At 70.7% G+C, this 20,511-nt stretch carries 24 protein-coding genes; 13 read left to right on the top strand and 11 right to left on the bottom strand.

Going from position 1 to position 20,511, the window contains the following annotated elements:
• The first annotated feature begins 64 nt into the window (after positions 1-64).
• Both KME79_RS14365 and KME79_RS47420 read left to right on the top strand, forming a co-directional pair.
• Positions 65-301, top strand: a complete 237-nt coding sequence (locus tag KME79_RS14365; protein WP_219544837.1) for a glutaredoxin family protein — start codon at positions 65-67, stop codon at positions 299-301.
• On the top strand, positions 240-446 hold the full coding sequence (locus tag KME79_RS47420; protein ID WP_372452429.1) for a pentapeptide repeat-containing protein: 207 nt from the start codon (positions 240-242) through the stop codon (positions 444-446). Before KME79_RS14365 ends, KME79_RS47420 begins: the two co-directional genes overlap by 62 nt.
• Here the strand turns inward: KME79_RS47420 and KME79_RS14355 are convergent.
• On the bottom strand, positions 403-1,911 hold the full coding sequence (locus tag KME79_RS14355; RefSeq protein ID WP_219544835.1) for a putative quinol monooxygenase: 1,509 nt from the start codon (positions 1,909-1,911) through the stop codon (positions 403-405). The two genes, KME79_RS47420 and KME79_RS14355, sit on opposite strands and share 44 nt — an antisense overlap.
• Before the next feature lie 177 nt (positions 1,912-2,088).
• Here KME79_RS14355 and KME79_RS14350 point away from each other — a divergent pair, with 177 nt between their 5' ends.
• From KME79_RS14350 to KME79_RS14340, 3 genes are all read left to right on the top strand, one after another.
• Positions 2,089-2,742: a sigma-70 family RNA polymerase sigma factor gene (locus KME79_RS14350; protein WP_148036347.1), complete on the top strand. Its 654-nt coding sequence runs from the start codon at positions 2,089-2,091 to the stop codon at positions 2,740-2,742.
• Between the two features lie 66 nt (positions 2,743-2,808).
• Positions 2,809-3,510 (top strand): DUF5667 domain-containing protein, encoded by a 702-nt coding sequence (locus KME79_RS14345; RefSeq protein WP_219544834.1) that lies wholly within the window; start codon positions 2,809-2,811, stop codon positions 3,508-3,510.
• A gap of 10 nt (positions 3,511-3,520) precedes the next feature.
• Entirely contained in the window at positions 3,521-4,393 is an 873-nt protein-coding gene (locus tag KME79_RS14340; protein WP_148036345.1) for an HAD family hydrolase, read from the top strand.
• Here the strand turns inward: KME79_RS14340 and KME79_RS14335 are convergent.
• From KME79_RS14335 to KME79_RS14300, 8 genes are all read right to left on the bottom strand, one after another.
• The gene (locus KME79_RS14335; RefSeq protein WP_148036344.1) at positions 4,390-5,397 is read right to left on the bottom strand and encodes an LCP family protein; all 1,008 of its coding nucleotides are present in this window, start codon (positions 5,395-5,397) and stop codon (positions 4,390-4,392) included. The genes KME79_RS14340 and KME79_RS14335 overlap by 4 nt on opposite strands.
• 2 nt (positions 5,398-5,399) lie before the next feature.
• Positions 5,400-5,984 carry an RNA polymerase sigma factor gene (locus tag KME79_RS14330; RefSeq protein WP_148036343.1) on the bottom strand — a complete coding sequence of 195 codons (585 nt, stop codon included), beginning with the start codon at positions 5,982-5,984 and terminating at the stop codon, positions 5,400-5,402.
• 77 nt (positions 5,985-6,061) lie between these two features.
• Positions 6,062-6,976 carry a lysophospholipid acyltransferase family protein gene (locus tag KME79_RS14325; RefSeq protein WP_219544833.1) on the bottom strand — a complete coding sequence of 305 codons (915 nt, stop codon included), beginning with the start codon at positions 6,974-6,976 and terminating at the stop codon, positions 6,062-6,064.
• On the bottom strand, positions 6,973-7,968 hold the full coding sequence (locus KME79_RS14320; protein ID WP_219544832.1) for an NAD-dependent epimerase/dehydratase family protein: 996 nt from the start codon (positions 7,966-7,968) through the stop codon (positions 6,973-6,975). Before KME79_RS14320 ends, KME79_RS14325 begins: the two co-directional genes overlap by 4 nt.
• Before the next feature lie 22 nt (positions 7,969-7,990).
• Positions 7,991-8,089: a 30S ribosomal protein bS22 gene (locus tag KME79_RS14315; RefSeq protein WP_018654693.1), complete on the bottom strand. Its 99-nt coding sequence runs from the start codon at positions 8,087-8,089 to the stop codon at positions 7,991-7,993.
• 177 nt (positions 8,090-8,266) lie between these two features.
• Positions 8,267-8,470 (bottom strand): helix-turn-helix domain-containing protein, encoded by a 204-nt coding sequence (locus KME79_RS14310; protein ID WP_026214222.1) that lies wholly within the window; start codon positions 8,468-8,470, stop codon positions 8,267-8,269.
• A gap of 312 nt (positions 8,471-8,782) precedes the next feature.
• Positions 8,783-9,565 carry a phosphatase gene (locus KME79_RS14305; protein ID WP_148036340.1) on the bottom strand — a complete coding sequence of 261 codons (783 nt, stop codon included), beginning with the start codon at positions 9,563-9,565 and terminating at the stop codon, positions 8,783-8,785.
• A gap of 9 nt (positions 9,566-9,574) precedes the next feature.
• A complete protein-coding gene (locus tag KME79_RS14300; RefSeq protein ID WP_148036339.1) occupies positions 9,575-10,738 on the bottom strand; it encodes an acetoin utilization protein AcuC in 1,164 nt (387 codons plus the stop codon).
• 107 nt (positions 10,739-10,845) lie between these two features.
• Between KME79_RS14300 and KME79_RS14295 the strand changes: the two genes are divergently transcribed.
• The 4 genes from KME79_RS14295 to KME79_RS14280 all read left to right on the top strand — a co-directional run bounded on the left by KME79_RS14295 (position 10,846) and on the right by KME79_RS14280 (position 14,357).
• Complete coding sequence (locus KME79_RS14295) at positions 10,846-11,988, top strand: sensor histidine kinase (RefSeq protein ID WP_219544831.1); 1,143 nt, start codon at positions 10,846-10,848, stop codon at positions 11,986-11,988.
• Entirely contained in the window at positions 11,985-12,650 is a 666-nt protein-coding gene (locus KME79_RS14290) for a response regulator (RefSeq protein ID WP_219544830.1), read from the top strand. Before KME79_RS14295 ends, KME79_RS14290 begins: the two co-directional genes overlap by 4 nt.
• A gap of 79 nt (positions 12,651-12,729) precedes the next feature.
• The gene (locus KME79_RS14285) at positions 12,730-13,620 is read left to right on the top strand and encodes an ABC transporter ATP-binding protein (RefSeq protein ID WP_219544829.1); all 891 of its coding nucleotides are present in this window, start codon (positions 12,730-12,732) and stop codon (positions 13,618-13,620) included.
• Entirely contained in the window at positions 13,617-14,357 is a 741-nt protein-coding gene (locus KME79_RS14280) for an ABC transporter permease (protein WP_219544828.1), read from the top strand. The genes KME79_RS14285 and KME79_RS14280 overlap by 4 nt, the downstream gene beginning before the upstream one ends.
• Positions 14,358-14,364: 7 nt before the next feature.
• Here the strand turns inward: KME79_RS14280 and proC are convergent, their stop codons facing one another.
• On the bottom strand, positions 14,365-15,159 hold the full coding sequence (gene proC / locus KME79_RS14275) for a pyrroline-5-carboxylate reductase (RefSeq protein ID WP_148036334.1): 795 nt from the start codon (positions 15,157-15,159) through the stop codon (positions 14,365-14,367).
• 51 nt (positions 15,160-15,210) lie between these two features.
• Entirely contained in the window at positions 15,211-16,092 is an 882-nt protein-coding gene (locus tag KME79_RS14270; RefSeq protein WP_148036333.1) for a proline dehydrogenase family protein, read from the bottom strand.
• Positions 16,093-16,224: 132 nt separating this feature from the next.
• Between KME79_RS14270 and KME79_RS14265 the strand changes: the two genes are divergently transcribed.
• The 4 genes from KME79_RS14265 to dnaJ all read left to right on the top strand — a co-directional run bounded on the left by KME79_RS14265 (position 16,225) and on the right by dnaJ (position 20,509).
• Positions 16,225-16,683 (top strand): hypothetical protein, encoded by a 459-nt coding sequence (locus KME79_RS14265; RefSeq protein ID WP_148036332.1) that lies wholly within the window; start codon positions 16,225-16,227, stop codon positions 16,681-16,683.
• Positions 16,684-16,834: 151 nt separating this feature from the next.
• Entirely contained in the window at positions 16,835-18,706 is a 1,872-nt protein-coding gene (gene dnaK / locus KME79_RS14260; RefSeq protein WP_148036331.1) for a molecular chaperone DnaK, read from the top strand.
• Positions 18,703-19,308 carry a nucleotide exchange factor GrpE gene (gene grpE, locus KME79_RS14255; RefSeq protein WP_219544827.1) on the top strand — a complete coding sequence of 202 codons (606 nt, stop codon included), beginning with the start codon at positions 18,703-18,705 and terminating at the stop codon, positions 19,306-19,308. The genes dnaK and grpE overlap by 4 nt, the downstream gene beginning before the upstream one ends.
• Before the next feature lie 19 nt (positions 19,309-19,327).
• Entirely contained in the window at positions 19,328-20,509 is a 1,182-nt protein-coding gene (gene dnaJ / locus KME79_RS14250; RefSeq protein ID WP_148036330.1) for a molecular chaperone DnaJ, read from the top strand.
• Positions 20,510-20,511: the final 2 nt, after the last annotated feature.

The raw sequence follows: 20,511 nt of genomic DNA, 5'->3' as shown, positions 1-20,511 counted from the left end.
TTAATCCCTTTGTGAACCGATGCACAAAGTCAGCGCTCCGGCAAGGGGCGCTACGGTGGGTGACATGCATCGCATCACCCTCATCGGCAAGCCTGGCTGTCACCTGTGCGAGGACGCCCGGGAGATCATCGCCCGGGTCGCCGGCGAGCTGGGCGTACCGTGGTCCGAGGTGAACATCGAGACCTCCGACGAGCTGCGCGAGCGCTACGGGGAGATGATCCCGGTGACCCTGGTCGACGGTGTCCAGCACGACTTCTGGCGTGTCTCCGAAGACCGGCTGCGCGCGGCGCTGGCCGACTAGAACATCACTGTCTAGAACATCACTGTCTAGAACATCACTGTCTAGAACATCACTGTCTAGAACATCACTGTCTAGAACATCACTGTCTAGAACATCACTGTCTAGAACATCACTGTCGGCAGCGGCACGACCTTGGCCGCGCTGATGTCCAGCTCGATGACGTTGGTGGCGAGCACCATCGCCTGACGCTCGCTGACGAACCGCTCGACGTGCGGCTGGCGCTGGTGGTCGCGGTAGGCCACCTCGTCGCGGTAGATCTCGTAGACGATGCGCTGCAGGGGCGCCGACTTGACCGCGTGACAGGCGTACACCAGCGTGTCGGGCTCGCCCCTGCGCACCGCCTCGACGGTCTGCTCGGCCAGCCGGTCGAACGCGGCGCCGGCGCCGTCCATGAGCGTGAAGACGGTGAGGATGCCGTAGATGTTCGGCGACAGCCTCCCGGAGGAGCCCTGCCCGGCCGGCTGGGCAGCGGGCTGAGCGGGGGGCTGGGCGGAGGGCTGGAGGGTGGGCTGCGGGCCGGTCACCGGCACGCGCGGCGCGAACACGTCGGCCCCCGGGTAGAAGGCGCCGGTGGCAGGCCCGTCGGCGGCCATCGGCGAGGACTGGGGCGGCCTCGCGTGGTCCGTGCGGCCGTTCATCACGTATCCGGTCGAGGGGCCCGCGTCAGCCGGCGGCATGCGGGCCGCGTAGCCGGTCTCGGGCGGGCCCATGCGCCCGGTCTCCCCCGTGGACGGGCCGCGGTCGCCCGGCGTCATCCGGGCCGCGTAGTCGGTCTCCCCCGTCGCTCGGTACTCGGCCACCAGGTCGCCCAGCCCGGACCGGCGCGGCCGCGGCGGGACCTGGGCGTGCCCCTGCGGGCTCGCGACGGGCTCGGGCTCCGTCCGCCGCCCCACCGGCCGCCGTTCCTCCAGCGGCTCGTCGTCGAAGTCGTCGTCGTCCTCGTACGGGGCCAGCGGGCGCAGCACCGTGTACCAGATCGCGGCGGCGGCGACGATCAGCAGCACGGTCGTGAACACGCCGGGCACCGAGAACCGCATCGCGCCCACCAGGGCCAGCCCGGACGGCACGACGACCAGCGATGCGTGCAGGTTGTCGGTGTCGTACTCGTCGCCGTCGCGCCACCGCAGCGCGGCGATCACCACGCCGGCCGCCATGATCAGGGCGGTCAGCACGTGCGCGCCGATCAGCAGGTAGTGGGGGAATATCGCCCAGTGGTCGCCCCCCGTCGGGAGGGTCTTGCCCATCTCGTCGGAGATGAGCGGGTCGACCATGAGGATCACCGAGGCCGTGACCGTGTAGGCGATGCCGAACAGCCACGCCACGAACCTCGGCGGCGTCTTCTCCGACAGGAGCTGAACCAGCCCGACCGCCATCCAGAGCGGCGCCACCAGCGACCCGGTCAGCTGATAGATCCTGAACGTGGCGGCCCCGAACCCGACCAGATGTCCGATCCCGATCACGCCGAGTGACAGGCACAGCGCCGCGGCCGCGACGGTCCAGGCGATCAACCAGCCCTCTGGCTCCTCACGCAGCCGCCTGACCAGGGCGCCGGTGGCGATGGCGGCCAAGAGCGAACCTGCGAAAGCGATGACGGCGACGAGGATCTCCATGGTGTCTCCCATGCTGCCGGACAAAGCCTCCGAGCCGGTAGCCGAAGAGGGAACGGGTTGGACCACACCGTATCTGCCGCTTACTGGAAGTCATGCCATGGGCAAGTGGATTGTGCAATTTCCGGTTGATTTCTAGAGTGTTCGAGCACGCCGCACCCTTACCCGTAGGGATTCCGGATGCCTGACTCATGGCCGTTCTCCGGGTTGCTCGCGCCGGCCGTCGCCGCGCCCGCCCGGACGACCGAGCCTGACGTGCGCGAAAACCGTGACACGACCGCCGCCGACGACGACCTGCGCACCCTGGTGCTGCATGCCAAGACCGGAGATTCGGACGCCTTTGGCACGCTCTACGACCGATATGTGGACCTCGTCTACCGCTACATCTATTTCCGGGTCGGCTCCCACCCGCTCGCCGAGGACCTGACCAGCGAGACCTTCCTGCGCGCGCTCCGCCGGATCACCGACTTCACCTGGCAGGGCCGCGACTTCGGCGCCTGGCTCGTGACGATCGCCAGGAACCTGGTGACCGACCATTACAAATCCGGCCGCTACCGGCTGGAGATCTCCACCGGCGAGGTGCTCGACGTCCCGCTCGACGGGGCCCACATCCCGGAGAACGCGGTGGTGAACGCCATCATCAACGACCGGGTGCTGCGCGCGGTCCGCGATCTCAATCCGGAACAGCAGGAGTGCGTGGTGCTGCGTTTCCTGCACGGCCTGTCCCTCGCGGAGACCGCGCTGATCATGGGGAAGAAGAGTGGAGCGATCAAAGCGCTGCAGTTCCGGGCCGTGCGCGCGCTGGCCAGAGCGCTCAAGCACGACCTTGCGTAACCCGCTGCCACGCACCGTCGTTAGGCAGGTGTCACGGCAACGCCGCCAGGCGTCGAGGGAGCGGTCATGAACAGGGCGCGCAGATCGCGCGAACGGGTGCTCGGCCATCTCACCGAGCTGAGCGGGCTCCCGCTCGGCGGTGGTCCCGACCCGGCCTTCCGCGAGCGCCTGCGCGCCGATCTCGCCTCCGCCGACCGTGCCTCCTCCCGTGCCTCCTCCCGCGCCGCCTCCCGTGCGGTCTTGCGTGCCGCCACGCCCGCCTCCGGCCCGCCGCCGCGGCGCGGCAGGCACGCGCACCGGCGGCCCCGGCGCAGGCGCCCCTGGCTCGGGCAGCTCGCCTCCGCCGGGGTGGCCGTCACCATGATGGTGTCGATGATCTCCACCTACCGGGCGGTGCCCGGCGACACGCTCTACCCGCTCAAGCGCGCCGCCGAGAGCACGCTCGTCCGTCTCAGCACCGACGACGTGGTACGGGCCGAGCGCGAACTGGTGTCGGCCAACACCCGCGCCAGGGAGGTCGCCCAGCTGCTCGGCGAGGCCGGCGAGGGCCCGCTGGTGGGCCGGACGCTCAAGGAGATGGAGCAGTCGACCCGCGCGGGCGTCACCCGGCTGGAACGGGCCGAACCCCGCTCCCCCAAGATCAGCGAGTTCGCCGAAGAGCAGAAGAACATGGTCGAGCCGATGATCGAGCAACTCGACGGTGACGAGCACGACCAGGCCGTCGGGTACCTCGACTACATCGAAGGTCTCGTGCCCCCATCTGGGTAAGCTGAAGCGCATGTGGCGGGTAATACGACGACGGCACGGTGCCCAGGCCGAGATCGCCGGCGAGGCCGCGGCGGCGGCAGCGGTCGTCGTGCCGCCGGCCGAGCCCGATCTGGAGGCGGCGGCCTTCTTCGACGTCGACAACACCATGATGCGCGGCGCCTCCATCTACCACTTCGCCAGGGGCCTGGCCACCCGCGGCATGTTCGACACCGGCGACCTGTTCAAGTTCGCGATCGGCCAGGCGGCGTTCCGGCTGCGCGGCAGCGAGAACCCCGAGCACATCGCGGTCGCCCGCGAGACCGCGCTGGCGTTCGTCGCGGGCGCGAAGGTCGACGACGTGGTGCGGCTCGGCGAGGAGATCTACGACGAGGTCATGGCCGACCGCATCTGGGCCGGCACCCGCTCGCTCGCGCAGAGCCACCTCGACCGCGGCCAGCGCGTGTGGCTGGTGACCGCCACCCCCGTCGAGCTGGCCCGCGTGATCGCCCAGCGGCTGGGCCTGACCGGCGCGCTCGGCACCGTCGCCGAGACCAGCGAGGGCGTCTACACCGGCCGGCTGGTCGGCGACCTGCTCCACGGCCCGGCCAAGGCCGAGGCGGTGCGCGCGCTGGCCCGCCGCGAGGGCCTCGACCTGACGCGCTGCACCGCCTACAGCGACTCCTCCAACGACCTGCCGATGCTGTCGCTGGTCGGCAACCCGGTGGCCATCAACCCCGACAGCGAGCTGCGCGAGCACGCCAAGAAGCACGACTGGCCGATCAAGGACTTCCGCACCGGCCGGAAGGCGACGCTGACCGCGCTGCCCATCGCGGCCGGGCTGGGCGCGGTGGCCGGCGGGGTCGCCGCCGGCATCGCGCTGCGCAGGCTCTACCGCGACCGCTAACGCAACGAGGCGAACAACTTCTCCGCCTCGGGCTGCTTCCAGGCGATCCTGTTCCGGTCCTCCGGGTGGGGGATCCACGGCACCGTGACCAGCTTGACGGTGCTGTCGTGCAGGCTCATGGCGATCCCGATCATCCGTTCGACGTCGAGCTCGGTGTCGGTCGTGACCGAGTCGGCCACCACGGACGCCAGCGTCTTGAGCTTCGCGGGCTCGTCCAGGACCTGCCCGGCCTTCTTCGCCATGGCCCGGATGACGGTCTGCTGGCGCTTGATCCGGGCGATGTCGGAGCCGTCGCCGACGGAGCGCAGCCGCATGTAGCCGACGGCCCGCTCACCGTCCAGCAGGCTCTTGCCCGCCGGGAGCGTCAGCTTGGCCTTCGGATCGTCGACGGCCCGCTTCAGCGTCACCTCGATACCGCCGAGCGCGTCGACGAGCCGCCCGAACCCGGCGAAGTCCACCTCCGCCATGTGGTCGATCCGCACGTCCGTCAGGCTCTCCACGGCCTTCACGGTGCAGGTCAGCCCTCCTCTGTTGTACGCGGAGTTGATCAGGTCGGTGCGGGCGGGCGCCGATCCGCAGGCGGGGAGCTGGACGAGCGAGTCGCGCGGGATGCTGACCGCCGTGGTCCGCTTCCTGTCGGCGGGCAGGTGCAGCAGGATGATCGAGTCGGTACGCCCCTTGTCGTCGGCCATGCGCGGGGCCGACCCCTTGTCGGTGCCCACCAGCAGCACGTTCAGCGCCTCCGTCACCTTGGCGGGTCGCGCTCCCACCGGATGCTGCGCCGTCCGCCGCAAGTCCCCGAGCAGCAGCGCCGGCACCGCCACGGCCGCGACCGTGGCCACGGTGGCGACGGCGACCAGCCCGGCGGCCATCCAGCCGAACCACCGGCGGCGCGGCCGCCCCTCCACCGCGCCCAGCAGTCGCTCCCGCTGGCGCACCAGCGTCGCCGGGGGTTCGTGCTCCAGCCGCCTGCCGAAGTCCCTGAGCAGCTTGAGGTCGTCCATCGTCACTCCTCTCCCAGCATCGGGTTGGTGTCGCCGAGCGCCGCGCGGACCTTCCGCCTGCCCCTGTTGAGGCGGGAGCGCACGGTGCCGATCGGGACGCCGAGCGCCCGCGCGGCCTCCTCGTACGTGAGATCGCCCCAGGCGATGAGCAGCAGCACGTCGCGGTCCTTGGCGGGCAGCGCGGCCAGCGCGCTGGCGAGCCCGGGACCGGCGGCCTGCGCGGTCACCCCGGCGGCCACCCGGTCGGCCGGCGACTCCACGTCCGGTTCGACGGGGGCGCGCCGCAGGGCCCGGTAGCGGGCGGCCTCGGTGCGGTGGTGCCGGGAGACGAGCTTGGTGAGGATGCCGAACAGCCACGGTCTGGCGTCCGCGTGGGCGAGGTCGTAGCTGCCTCGGCGGGAGAAGGCCACCAGGAACGTCTCGCCGACGAGGTCCTCGGCGGGACCGCCGGGGCCCAGGCGGCGTGAGACGTACCTGTAGAGCATGCCGGAGTAGCGGTCGAACAGCTCGGCGAAGGCCTCGGGTTCGGTCAGCGAGGCGCTGATGAGCTCGGCGTCCGCATCCCGGGTGGCGGGTTGAGTGATCATCTCCGCCCTTCTGTGGGGGATCGGTCGGAGATGTCTTGCCACAACCCGCCGTCCGGGTTCACGCCGGGCGGCCGTCGCTAGAGGAAGGGCGGGAAGGCGTGGCCGCGGCGCAGCCTGAGCTGGTCGAGCATCTGCTGGATGACCTCGCGGACGCGGTCGGTGAGGTTGAACACCAGCATCGGGTCGTCGGCCGCGCCGGGGTCGTACTCGTCCGTACGGATCGGCTCGCCGAACTCGATCAGCCACTTCGACGGCAGCGGCACCAGCCCGAGCGGGCCCAGCAGCGGGAAGAACGGAGTGATCGGCACGTAGGGCAGCCCGAGCAGCCGCGACAGGAACGGCACCTCGCCGATCTTCGGGTAGATCTCCTCCGAGCCCACGATCGCCGTCGGCACGATCGGCACCCCGGCCCTGATGGCGGAGGCGACGAAGCCGCCGCGGCCGAACCGCTGCAGCTTGTAGCGCTCGGAGAACGGCTTGCCGACGCCCTTGAAGCCCTCGGGGAACACCCCGACCAGCTCGCCCTTGCGCAGCAGCCGGTCGGCGTCCTCGCGGCAGGCGAGCGTGTGGCCGGTCTTGCGCGACAGGTGGCTGAGCAGCGGCAGCTGGTAGACCAGGTCGGCGCCGAGCAGCCGCAGCGCCCTGCCCGCCTCGTCGTGCAGGGCGACCTGCATCATCAGCGCGTCGACCGGGAGGGTGCCGGCGTGGTTGGCCACGACCAGCGCGCCGCCCTCCACGGGGACGTTCGCCACCTCCAGCGCCTCGACCCTGAACCAGTGGTGGTAGATCGGCCGCAGCAGCTCCAGCAGCACCTTGTCGGTCAGCTCGGCGTCGTAGCCGAACTCGTCCACCTCGTAGTCGCCGGTCAGCCGCCGCCGCAGGAACTCCAGCAGCCCGGCGAGCGGGCCGTCGTCGCCGGGGTCGCGGGGATAGGACGGGGCGGCGCTGATCGGGACGACCGTGGCGTCCTCCGCCTCGTGGGGGACGCTCACCAGCGGGCACCTCCGACGGTTTGCAGCCCTCGCGAGCTCAGGAAGTCGTGGAACGCCGCCGCGGTGGTGAACTTGGGCCGCCAGCCCAGCTCCGACTCCAGCGCGCCGGTGTCGACCGCGCGGCCGTGGCGCATCAGGCGGAGCTGCTCGGGCGAGTACTCGACCAGCCCGGCGCCGCGCGCGACGTTGCCCAGCAGCTGGAACGCGGGCGACGGCATCGCCAGGGCCGGCCGCCCGGCCCGGCGCACGCACTGCGACAGCAGCAGCACGCCGGCCCCGGCCACGTTGAACGTGCCGGGGTGGTCTTCGGTCGCCGTCCGGCGCAGCACCTCGACCGCGTCATCCTCGTGGACGAACTGCAGCCGCGGGTCGAAGCCGAGCACCGTCGGCAGCACCGGCTGGGTGAAATATCGGGTCAGCGGCGAGTCGACGCCCGGCCCCATGAAGTTGACGAAACGCAGCAGCGAAACGCTGACGTCGGGACGCCGGCGCGCGAAACCCCGCACGTAGCCCTCGACCTCCACGGCGTCCTTGGCGTAGCCGTGGCTCGGGCTGTCGGGCGGCTCCAGGTCCTCGGTGAACACCGCGGGGTCACGGGGCGAGGAGCCGTAGACGGCCGTGGTGGAGCGGACCACCACGCGCCGCACGGTCGCCGACCGCTGGCAGGCGCCGAGCAGCTGCATGGTGCCGATGACGTTGTGCTCTTTCATGGCTGCCCGGCCGGTGCTCCTGGACGGAGCGCTCACCAGGCTCATGTGCACGACGGTGTCGACGTCGGCGGCCGCGAACACCCCGGCGATGTCGGGGCTGCGCAGATCAACCCGGACGAACTCGGTCCGGCCGAGGGGGATGCCGCCGTCTCGGGTGAGCGAGGGGGGCGGCACGGTGTCCACTCCGATGACACGGCTGATGTCAGGATCGGCGGCCAGAACGCTCGCCACCCGGGCGCCGATGTGGCGCGAGACCCCGGTGACGAGCACGGTGTGGGTCATCTGCGCCTCGCAGCTGCGTCGTCTACTTCTTGTTACGCCGCTGGATGCGCGTCTTCTTGAGCAGCTTGCGGTGCTTCTTCTTGGCCATCCGCTTGCGGCGCTTCTTGATCACAGAGCCCACGGGACCCCCAGGTCTTGGTAGCACGTCGAAAACAGCGTGCGAGCGCACGCAGGCTCACAGACTACCGGCGATCCATGGTAGATCGCCCCTCGGGGGTGAAAGCCCGGCCGCGCGCCGCGGCCGGGTCTCTCCCGCGACTGCATTCACGGCGTGCCGCGGCACACCGCTACTCGTGACTCATCCGGCCTCGATGTAGGCCTCGCGAAGATAGTCGTGCACCGCCTGCTCCGGCACCCGGAACGAGCGGCCGACACGGATGGCCGGCAACTCTCCCGAGTGCACCAGTCGGTAGACAGTCATCTTCGACACTCGCATGACTGTGGCCACTTCAGCCACGGTCAGGAACTTCACCTCACTGAGAGGTCTTTCGCCTGCACCCATCGGACGCCTCTTCCGCACGTGTTTCCGGGTTATCCCCACTGGTGCCATTGCTCACGCACGTGTACTGCTGTCAGCGTAAGTCGGGACTCCGAGTGCGCAAACCCCCTAGTTTCTCAGCCGATGGATCCGCCTGTCAGGCGAATCCGCGAAAATGCTGGCCAGCCGCCCTCTTCAGCCGCCCGCACACCCGTTGGACCTGTCCAAACGGTCACCTATAAGAGTCGCCCACGCCTCATCAAAAGTTGGCAAAGTGACAGTGAGTCCCTGGGAATGCAGGGGCGAAACGACGGTATGAGGATGACCGATTTCAACTCATAGGGCAGCTGTGACTCGTGTGACGAGGCGCTCCGTGAGCGGTGCGTAGTAGCGGGGTAGCACGTTGTCGTCCAAAGGCACCACCACCTCGATCTTGCCCTCGGCCTCTCCCACGAAGAGGCCGGGGTCGTTGCTGTCGGCGAATGCCACAGTGGGCACTCCCGCCTCTCCCGCTGCCCCTGCCCACCCGTGGTCGGCGATAACCAGATCGGGCCGCTCGTCTCCCAGCTCGGCCAGCATGTGCTCCATCGGGGCCGCGTCGTGCGTGTGCACGAACGCGCCCTTGTCGTCGAGCATGGCGACGTCGCCGAGATAGCGGAGCCGGCGCGGGCGGCCGAACCCGGACCCCGCGTACGTCCAGCCCTCGGCCGGGCACAGCAGCGTCGCCCCGCGCTCCAGCGCCAGCCGCGCCAGCGGCAGGTGGATGGCCAGCAGCCCGGTGGGATGGCCGGTGGCGAACAGCAGCCGCGGGCCGGGCCGCGACAGCGCGGCGGCGATCCGGTCGGCCATGGCGTCGAGCGCGTCGACGGTGAGGTCGGGGTCGATCGTGTCCTGGCCCCAGCGGTGGCCCGGGTCGGCGACCACGCCCGCGGCCTTGGCCATGAGCGCGAGCACGTCGCGGAAGCGCCACGGCTGCTCGAACGTCAGCCCCAGCATGTAGTAGGGGTCGCGGTTGGCGAGCGAGCTGTAGTGGTCCAGGTTGTTCTCGCGGGAGGTCGCGACCTCCCCGGCGATGCGGGTCTGGACGAGATGCTCGCGGAGTCGATCGCGGCTCAGCACTGGTCTTCCTTAGGGCATCGGATCGAGGCCGTGCAGCGGGAACACCGCGTTTCTGGTCGCCATGATCGCACGGTCGATGGGGTCCGCTGGATCATAACCACCGGAGAGATCCTGGAATTCCGGGGTCCGTCCGTCGGTCATGGTCAGCGGCGGCAGCTCGCCCGTGCGCTCGCGTACGAGACGCCGCCAGGCCTCGCTGGTCGGCGTGGCGGGGTCGATCGGGTGGCCGGCGACCTCGGCGATCAGATGGGTCCACACCCGGGGCACCACCTGCACCAGCTCGTAACCCCCGCCGCCGGTCGCGATCCAGCGGCCGCCCGCCGTCTCGTGGGCCAGCCGGTGGAGGTAGGCGTAGGCGGTGCGCTGGCCGTCGACGCTCAGCATCAGATGGGCGAGCGGGTCGAGCGCGTGGCTGTCGCAGCCGTGCTGGGTGACCAGGACGTCAGGCCGGAACTCGCGCAGCAGCGGCGGCACCACCGAGTCGAAGGCGCGCAGCCAGCCGGTGTCGCCGCAGCCCGCCGGGAGCGCCACGTTGACGGCGGTGCCGTCGGCGCCGGTCTCGCCGGGGAACCCGGTGCCGGGGAAGAGCGTGCGCGGGCTCTCGTGCAGGCTGATCGTCAGCACCCGCGGGTCGTCGTAGAACAGCGCCTGCACGCCGTCGCCGTGGTGGACGTCGACGTCCACGTAGGCGACGCGGCCCGCGCCCTGCCGCAGCAGCCAGGCGATGGCCAGGGCGGGGTCGTTGTAGACGCAGAACCCGCTGGCCGTGGCGGCCATCGCGTGGTGCAGCCCGCCTGCCACGTTGACCGCGTGCCCGGCCGTACCCTCCCAGACCGCGCGGGCGGCGGCGAGCGAGGCGCCGGCGATCAGCGCGGACGCCTCGTGGACGCCCGCGAAGGCGGGGTTGTCGGACGTGCCGAGCCCCGCCGACAGGTCGGGCCGGCCGGTGGCCGAGACGCGCTTGACGGCCTCGATGTAGCCGGGGTCGTGCACCATCGCCAGCTCGTCGTCGGTGGCGGGCGCGCACGGCGCGACCTCGACCTTGTCGAGCACGCCGAGCTCCCTGGCCAGCGCCATCGTCAGCTCGACCCGGACGGGCGCCAGCGGATGGTCGGGGCCGAAGTCGTAGGAGATGAGGGCGTCGTCCCAGATGACCCGCGCCGGCTGGCTCATGCATGCTCCCGTTTCCCTCGCCTTGAGGTGACGTTACCGCAGCGTCAACGGCAGGCGTCCAGACACCTCCCCCGGCAATGGCGGAGAAAATTCCGTAACATCGGATCATGGGCGTTCGGCAGCGGGCCCGGGACGCGTGGTTGTTCTTACGACGCCCACGGGTCTTCGACGTCACGCTCGTGGTCGTGCTCGCCGCGCCGGGGGTCGTCGCCGCCCTCGCCATCTGGCTGACCCGGGGCGAGGGCCTGATCTTCGCCACGCTCTACCTGATCACCGTCCCGGTCCTGCTGATGCGGCGCGAGCGGCCGGTCCTGACCGCCGCCCTGCTGCTCGGGCTGGACATCACCGCCACCTTCCTCGGGGTCGCCTCCGGCAGCCCGATCCTGCTGATCGGCCTCTACAGCCTGGGCCGTTACCTGGACGGGCGCAGGGCCGCGATCGCCGGCGGCACCGGCGCCCTCCTGTACGCGGCCGCGCTGATCCTCGTGGCCAGGCCGTCCCCGGCGGGCGACCCTCTGGGGATCCTGCTGGCGGGCCTGTTCACTGTCGGGATTCCGGTAGGGCTGGGCCAGTTCGTCCGGATCCGCGCGGAGCTGCGCGAGCGGGCGCAGCGGGAGGCGGCCGACGCGGCGGTGCGGGCCGAGCGGCGGCGCATCGCCCGTGAGCTGCACGACGTGGTGGCCCACCACCTGAGCGTGATCAACGCGCTGGTGGGCGGCGCCAGGGCCACGCTCCCGCCGGAGCAGGAGGTCGCCCGTGACGCCCTCCAGGGCGCCGAGCAGACGGCCCGGCAGGCGCTGGCCGAGATGCGCCAGCTCCTCGACGTGCTGCGGGCCGACGGCGGCGGCGGCGCCGACGCGGCGACCGGGGTGGGCACCGACCGGCTGCCCGCGCTGGTCGAGGAGGCGGGCACCGCGGGGCTGCCCGCCCGCCTGACCGTGCGGGGCGAGCCGGTGGCGCTGCCCACCGCGGTCGACCACGCGGTCTACCGGATCGTGCAGGAGGCGCTCACCAACACGCGCAAGCACTCGGTGGGCGCCCGCGCGACCGTGCGCCTGTCGTACGAGAGCGCGGCGATCGAGGTCGAGGTGCTCGACGACGGCGCGTCCAAGCAGCCGGCCGCCCCGGCCGGGTTCGGGCTCGGCGGCATGGCCGAGCGCGTGGCGCTGTGCGGCGGGCGGTTGTCGACCGGCCCCCGTGAGGAAGGCGGTTTCCGCGTGCACGCGCGCATCCCCCTGGAGAAGACGTGATCTCTGTGTTGCTGGTGGACGACCACGCGCTGGTCCGCAAGGGCTTCCGGCTGATGCTGGACGCGCAGCCGGACCTGACCGTGGTGGGCGAGGCGGGCGACGGCGCGGAGGCCGTGCGGCTCAGCGCTGAGCTGCAACCCGACGTGGTGGTGATGGACCTGCACATGCCCGGCCTGGACGGGGTGCGCGCCACGGAGCTGATCATCGGCGGGCAGCCGGGCGTGCGGGTGCTCGCGCTGAGCACCTTCGACCTGGACGAGAACGTGGTCGCGGCGCTGCGCGCGGGCGCCTGCGGATTCCTGCCCAAGGACGTCTCGCCGGAGGAGCTGGTCGAGGGCGTGCGGGTGGTGCACAGCGGGGAGGCGGCGCTCGCGCCCCGGCTGCTCACCCGGCTGATCGGCACGTTCGTGCGGGCCCCCGAGCCCCGGCGCTCCGCGTCGCGCGGGGCCGGCAGGCTGGACGCGCTCACCGACCGCGAGCGGGAGATCCTGACGCTGATCGCGCGTGGCCTGTCCAACGCGGAGATCGCCGCCGGGCTGGGCGTCTCCCCGTCCACGATCAAGAACCACGTGACGAGCCTGTTCGCCAAGATCGAGGTGCGCGACCGCGCCCAGGCGGTGATCGTGGCGTACGAGGCCGCGCTCGTCAGCCCGGGAGAGTAGGACCACGGTCCTATGGGGCCGGGCCGGAACCGTACCCCGGGCCGACGATAACGATCTTCAGGGCGATCATGCTGGGTCCATGACCGCGATTCGGGCAACCAACCTGAGCAAGCGCTACGGCAAGACCATGGCGGTGACCGACCTGTCGTTCGACGTGGATCCCGGCCGGGTGACCGGGTTCCTGGGGCCCAACGGCGCGGGCAAGTCGACGACGATGCGCATGGTCCTCGGCCTCGACCACCCGTCGGGCGGGTCCGTGCTGGTCGACGGCAAGCCCTACCAGGAGCTGCGCCACCCGCTGCGCAAGGTGGGCGCGCTGCTCGACGCCAAGGCCGTCCACGGCGGGCGCAGCGCCCGCAACCACCTGCTGGCCATCGCGCAGAGCAACGGCATCCCGGCCGCCCGGGTCGAGGAGGTGCTGGAGCTCGTCGGGCTGGGCAACGTCGCCGGACGCCGCGTCGGCGGCTTCTCGCTGGGCATGTCGCAGCGTCTCGGCATCGCCGCGGCCCTGCTGGGCGACCCGGAGATCCTGCTCTTCGACGAGCCGGTCAACGGGCTCGACCCCGACGGCATCCTGTGGATCCGCACGTTGATGCGCGGGCTCGCCGCCGAGGGCCGCACGGTCTTCGTCTCCAGCCATCTGATGAGCGAGATGTCGCAGACCGCCGACCACCTGATCGTCATCGGCAAGGGCCGGCTGATCGCCGACACGAGCGTGCCGGAGTTCATCGGGCGCAGCTCGCAGGGCTACGTGCTGGTGCGCTCGCCCCGGCTGGCCGAGGTGGCCGAGCTGGTCAAGGTGGGCGAGCTCCACACCGACCACCTGCGGGTGACCGGGGTGTCGCCGCTGGAGATCGGCACGATGACCGCCAGGGCGGGGCTGCCGCTGGAGGAGCTGACGTTCGTCAAGCCCTCGCTCGAAGCCGCCTACATGGAGCTCACCAAAGACAGCTTGGAGTACACGTCATGACCGATGTCCTCCGGTCCGAGTGGACCAAGATCCGATCGGTGCGGTCCACGCTGTGGACCCTCGCCACCACCGTCGTGCTGATGCTGGGCGTCTCCGCCCTTCTCAGCGCCTCGGTCAGGAGCACGGCCGACGGGCCGGTCCCGGGCGAGCAGGCGGTGATCGTCAGTTTGCAGGGGGCGTCGCTCGCCGCGCTGGCCATGGCCGCCCTGGGTGTGCTGGTGATCTCCAGCGAATACCGCACCGGGGCCATCCGCACCTCGCTGATGGCCGTGCCCCGGCGGATGAGCCTGCTGACCGGCAAGATCGTGGTGTTCACGGCGGTCTCGCTGGTCGTCTGCCTGCTCGCGTCGGCCGGCGCGATCGGCGTCGGCTTGGCGATCTTCCAGCCGGCCTCCGTCGAAGCGGGCGAGGTGGTGCGGTCGGCGCTCGGGTCCTCCCTCTACCTGACCGCGTGCGGGCTGTTCGGGCTGGGGCTGGGCACGCTGATCCGGCACACGCCGGGCGCGATCGTGTCGGCCATCGCGCTGATACTGGTGCTGCCCCCGCTGACCACCCAGCTCCCCGGCGAGTGGGGCAGGACCGTGTCCGAACACTTCACCACGAACGCCGGCGCGCTGATCGTGTCCGGCCAGAGCACCGGCTCCCTGGGCCCGTGGAGCGGGTTCGCGGTCTACCTCGTCTGGGTCGCCGCGGCCATGCTGGCGGGCGCCGTGCTGATGCGGCGGCGCGACGCCTGACCTCGGGTCAGCCCGACGCGAGCTCGCGGCCCCGGTCGCGGGCCGCTTCGATGGCCGCCAGGAAGGCCGCGCGCACGCTGTGGCGCTCCAGCTCGGCGATGGCCGCGATCGTGGTGCCGCCCGGGGAGGTGACCGCCTCGCGCAGGATCACCGGGTGCTCGCCCGAGTCGCGGAGCATGACGGCCGCGCCCACGATCGACTGGGTGACCATGTCGAGCGCCGCCGCCCGGGGCATGCCCAGCAGGATCCCGGCGTCGACCATGGCCTCCACCAGGTAGAAGAAGTAGGCCGGCCCGCTGCCCGACAGCGCCGTGGCGGCGTCCTGCTGCGACTCGGGGATGCGCAGCACCTTGCCGACCGGCCGCAGCAGGTCTTCGGTGCGCCGCAGGTGGTCCTCCCCCGCGTACGCGCCCGCGGAGATCACGCTCATCGCCTCGTCGAACTTGATGGGCGTGTTGGACATGACCCTGACCACCGGCGTCTCGTGCCCCAGCCGCTGCTCCACGAAGGCCGTGGTGATGCCGGCCGCGGCGCTGATCACCAGGCGGTCGGCGGGCAGGTGGGGGGCGATCTCGTCGAGCAGCGAGCCCATGTCCTGCGGCTTGACCGCCAGGATGAGCGTGCCGGCCGATTTGGCGGCCTCGGCGTTGGAGACGGCGCGCACCCCGTAGGTCTCGGCCAGCGCCCGCGCCCGCTCCGGCCGGCGCACCGTGGCCAGCACGTCGCCCGGCTTGAACCCGGCCCGCAGCATCCCGGACAGCAGGGCCTCGCCCATCTTGCCGGTGCCGAGAATCGCGATCATCAGATGCCCCTCACGCATTAGACGCCGGTCGCAGCCTACCGGCGTCTCCGGTCAGCCCCGCGACAGCAGCGACCGGGCGAAGAACGCCAGGTTGGCGGGGCGTTCGGCGAGCCTGCGCATGAGGTAGGCATACCAGTCGGCGCCGTACGGAACGTAGACCCGCATCCGGGCGCCCTGCGCGGCCAGCCTCTCCTGCTCGTCCGGGCGCACCCCGTACAGCATCTGGTATTCGAACCCGTGGTGGTCGCGCCCCTCCAGCACGGCCAGGGTGGCGGCGATGCCGATCAGCCGCGGATCGTGGGTGGCGACCATCGGATAGCCGGTGCCGCCCATCAGCACCCTGAGGCAGCGCGCGTACGAGCGGTCGATGTCGGCCGCCGAGGTGTAGGCGCCCGGCGCGGTGTAGGCCCCCTTGCACAGCCGCACCCTGGCCCCGTCCAGCTTGACGCAGCGCTCGGCCGAGTCGCGCAGGTAGGCCTGCACCACCACGCCCACGCCGGGGTGCTCCTTGCGCAGGGTGGTGTGGATGGAGTGGAGGCCGGGGATGGTGTCGTGCTCCTCGGCGTCGAGGGTCAGCGTGATGCCCCGCAGCGCGGCGGACTCGCAGATGGTGGCGGCGTTGTCGAGTGCGAGCTGCTCCGATAGCCGCAGCCCGAGCGCGGTGAGCTTGACCGACACGTCGGCGCCTTCGGGCAGCACCCGCAGCAGCTCCAGATAGGCCCGGACGGCGCCCTCCGCCTGCGCCCTGTCGTGGACGTCCTCGCCCAGGTGGTCGACGGTGACGAGCAGGCCCCTGCGGGTCAGCTCGGCGACCGTGCGGGCGATGTCGTCGGCGACGTAGCGCCTGACCACGTCGCGGGTCAGCGGCGAGGTGGAGATGACGCGCTCGGCGCGCGCGCTCCGGGAGACGGCGAGTAGAGCCTGACGCAGCACGGCTCAACACTACTCACCGCGCCTGCGCGTGCCGCCCACTCCGGTGTCGCCGTACGGCCTGATTTCCCAAGGGACCTTCACAACGGGGTCAACCGGCTGAACCGGAGGCCTGTCACATCCGTCGTAGGGGTTATGCGCACAGCGACAGCGACTCTCATCGCCGGATGTCTGGTCCTCGCCGCCGGGTGCGGCGCCGAGCGGCCCGCCGAGCAGGCCGCGTCCCCCGGGCCTGACACGCCGGTGTCCAGCACACCCGTGGCCGACGTGGTCACGACCACCCCGCCGGCCACGCCCAAGCCGGTCAAGCCGACGGGCGACGCGCTCAACCCGCGCAAGGTGCGCTTCACCGAGGCGACGCCGGTGTCGAAGGGGCGCCAGGTGCGGCTCACGTGGTGGTCCGGGGTGGAGCCGTGCACGGTGCTCCACCGGGTGAAGGTCAAGGAGACGAAGAAGCGGGTGACGGTCACCCTGTACGAGGGCACGTCGCCGAAGGCGAAGAACGTCTCCTGCATCATGATCGCCATCGAGAAGAGCACGACCGTCAAGCTCAAGTCCCCGCTGGGCAAGCGGAAGATCGTGAGCGGCGTATGACGGGGTAAGCGGGAACCCCTAGGGGAGATCTCAGGGGAACAGAACGCCCTTGTCAGGGGTTGAGTCGAGTACGCTCAAGGCGTTTGACAAAGCACGCCTCCATTCGTAGGTTGAGCGTAACCGACTCAACTTTGACTACAAGGACGTACTCATGGCACGTGCGGTAGGTATCGACCTGGGGACGACCAACTCCGTCGTCTCGATTCTCGAGGGCGGTGAGCCCACCGTCATCGCCAACGCGCAGGGCTCGCGGACCACGCCGTCCGTGGTCGCGTTCGCGAAGAACGGCGAGGTCCTGGTCGGCGAGGTCGCCAAGCGACAGGCCGTCACCAACGTGGACCGGACGATCCGGTCCGTCAAGCGGGAGATGGGCACCAACTGGTCCCAGGAGATCGACGGCAAGAAGTTCTCCCCGCAGCAGATCAGCGCCTTCGTCCTGCAGAAGCTCAAGCAGGACGCCGAGGCCTACCTGGGCGAGAAGATCACCGACGCGGTGGTCACCGTCCCGGCCTACTTCAACGACGCCCAGCGCCAGGCCACGAAGGAGGCCGGCACGGTCGCGGGCCTCAACGTGCTGCGCATCATCAACGAGCCGACCGCGGCCGCGCTCGCGTACGGCCTCGACAAGGAGGAAGACCAGACGATCCTGGTCTTCGACCTGGGCGGCGGCACCTTCGACGTGTCCCTGCTCGACGTCGGCCAGGAAGACGGCCACGGGTTCGTCGAGGTCAAGGCCACCAGCGGCGACAACCACCTCGGTGGTGACGACTGGGACCAGCGCGTCGTCGACGAGCTCGTCAAGCGCTTCCAGAACGCTCACGGCGTCGACCTGTCCAAGGACAAGATGGCCCTCCAGCGCCTGCGCGAGGCCGCGGAGAAGGCCAAGATCGAGCTGTCGGCCCAGTCCGAGACCTCGATCAACCTGCCCTACATCACCGCCTCCTCCGAGGGCCCGCTGCACCTCGACGAGAAGCTGACCCGCGCCGAGTTCCAGCGGCTCACCGCCGACCTGCTCGAGCGCTGCAAGGGCCCGTTCCACCAGGTCATCAAGGACGCCGGCATCAAGGTCTCCGACATCGCCCACGTGGTGCTGGTCGGCGGCTCGACCCGGATGCCCGCCGTCACCGACCTGGTCAAGGAGCTGACCGGCGGCAAGGAGCCCAACAAGGGCGTCAACCCGGACGAGGTCGTCGCCATCGGCGCCGCCCTGCAGGCCGGTGTGCTCAAGGGCGAGGTCAAGGACGTCCTGCTGCTCGACGTGACCCCGCTGTCGCTGGGCATCGAGACCAAGGGCGGCATCTTCACCAAGATCATCGAGCGCAACACGACGATCCCGACCAAGCGCTCCGAGGTCTTCACCACGGCCGAGGACAACCAGCCGTCGGTGCAGATCCAGGTGTTCCAGGGCGAGCGCGAGATCGCGGCCTACAACAAGAAGCTGGCCACGTTCGAGCTCACCGGCATCGCGCCGGCGCCCCGCGGCATCCCGCAGATCGAGGTCACCTTCGACATCGACGCCAACGGCATCGTCAACGTCTCCGCCAAGGACCTGGGCACGGGCAAGGAGCAGACGATGACGATCACCGGCGGCTCCGCGCTGCCGAAGGACGACATCGACCGCATGATGCGCGAGGCCGAGTCGTACGCGGAGGAGGACCGCAAGCGCCGCGAGGAGGCCGAGGTCCGCAACAACGCCGACGGGCTCGCCTACCAGACCGAGAAGTTCCTGCGCGAGAACGACGACAAGGTCCCCGGCGACATCAAGACCGAGGTCAACGACGCGCTCGCCGAGCTGAAGAAGGCTCTGGAGGGCACCGACACCGACACGATCCGCAACTCGGCGGAGAAGCTCGCCACGGTCAGCCAGAAGATGGGTTCGGCGATCTACGCGCAGAGCCAGGGCCAGACCGCGGGCGGCCCCGAGGGCGCTCCCCAGGACGCGTCCGCCACCCAGGAGCAGAAGGCCGACGACGACGTCGTCGAGGCCGAGATCGTGGATGACGAGCCGAAGAAGGACAAGTGAGGCCGTTGCGTGAGAACGGGCACGAAGAGCCGGTGATCCGCGACAACCGCAAGATCGACCCGGAGACGGGGGAGGTAAGGGTGCGAGCCGAGAACGATTCGGCCAAGCAGGACCAGCAGCAGGCGCCGGCGGAGTCCGCTCCGGCCGACGCCGAGCTCCAGGCCCAGCTGGACGAGCGGACGGCCGACCTGCAACGTGTTCAGGCCGAGTACCAGAACTACCGCCGTCGCGTGGAGCGCGACCGGGTGGCCGTGCGAGAGCAGGCCACCGCCAACGTCCTCTCGGAGCTGCTGCCCGTGCTCGACGACATCGGCAGGGCCCGCGACCACGGTGAGCTCACCGGCGGCTTCGCGGCGGTGGCCGAGTCGCTGGAGGCGGTGCTCACCAAGCTGGGGCTCAGCCCGTTCGGTCAGAAGGGCGACCCGTTCGACCCGGTGATCCACGAGGCGCTGATGCACAGCTACTCGCCCGAGGTGACCGAGCCGACCGCGGTCGAGGTGCTGCAGCTCGGCTACCAGATGGGCGACCGGGTGCTGCGCCCGGCGCGCGTGGCCGTGGCCGAGCCGGGCGACTCACCCGCGTCCGATGACGACGACAACTGACGAGGACGAAGGGCCGTAGATGAGCACCAAGGACTACCTGGAGAAGGACTACTACGCCGTCCTTGGTGTGCCCAAGTCAGCCACCGCCGACGAGATCAAGAAGGCGTACCGGAAGCTGGCCAGGCAGTACCACCCCGACACCAACCAGGGCGACACGGCCAAGGAGAAGAAGTTCAAGGAAGTCTCCGAGGCCTACGACGTCCTGTCCGACAGCAAGCGCCGCAAGGAGTACGACGAGGCGCGCACGCTGTTCGGCTCCGGGGTGGGCGGCCAGCGTCCGGGTGGTGGCGGCGGCGGTTTCCCGTTCGACTTCGGCGACCTGTTCGGCGGCACCGGTCAGCAGACCTCCGGCCAGGGGGCGGGCGACCGCTTCAGCGACCTGTTCGGCGGGCTGTTCAACCGGGGCGGCACGACCCGCCCCGGCACCGCCACCAGGCCGCGCCGCGGGCAGGACATCGAGTCGGAGGTGACGCTGTCGTTCACGGAGGCCGCCGAGGGCACCACGGTGTCGCTCAGGCTGACCAGCTCGGCGGCCTGCACCGCGTGCAGCGGGACGGGCGCCAAGGCCGGCACCACCCCGCGGGTCTGCCCGACCTGCGAGGGCACCGGCGCGGCCAGCCGCAACCTGGGCAACTTCGCCTTCTCCGAGCCGTGCCGCGACTGCAAGGGCCGCGGGCTGCTCGTGGACGACCCCTGCCCCGTCTGCGAGGGCAACGGCCGGGCCAAGAGCACCCGCACGATCCAGGCGCGCATCCCCGCGGGGGTGGCCGACGGGCAGCGGGTCAGGCTCAAGGCCAAGGGCGCACCGGGCGAGAACGGCGGCCCGTCCGGCGATCTCTACATCGTGACGCACGTCAAGCCGCACACCGTCTTCGGCAGGTCGGGTGACAACCTGACCGTCACGGTCCCCGTGACGTTCTCGGAGGCGGCGCTAGGCGCCGAGATCAAGGTGCCGACGCTCAAGGGACTGCCGGTGACACTGCGCATCCCCTCGGGCACGCCGAACGGGCGCACGTTCCGCATCCGCGGCCGGGGTGTCACGCGCAAGGACGGCACCAAGGGCGACCTGCTCGCCAGCGTCGAGGTCATGGTGCCGAAGACGCTCGACGACAAGTCTCGTGAGCTGCTCACGGAGTTCAACACCGCCACAGCGGCCGAGGACCCGCGGGCCGATCTCATCTTGAGAGCCAGAAGCGAGTGAGC

Origin of the sequence: Nonomuraea harbinensis, from assembly GCF_019396385.1 — a bacterium.
Classification (GTDB): Bacteria; Actinomycetota; Actinomycetes; order Streptosporangiales; family Streptosporangiaceae; genus Nonomuraea; species Nonomuraea ferruginea.
The sequence above is the reverse complement of the archived record's forward strand: the minus strand, read 5'-3'. Positions and strand labels throughout refer to the sequence as shown.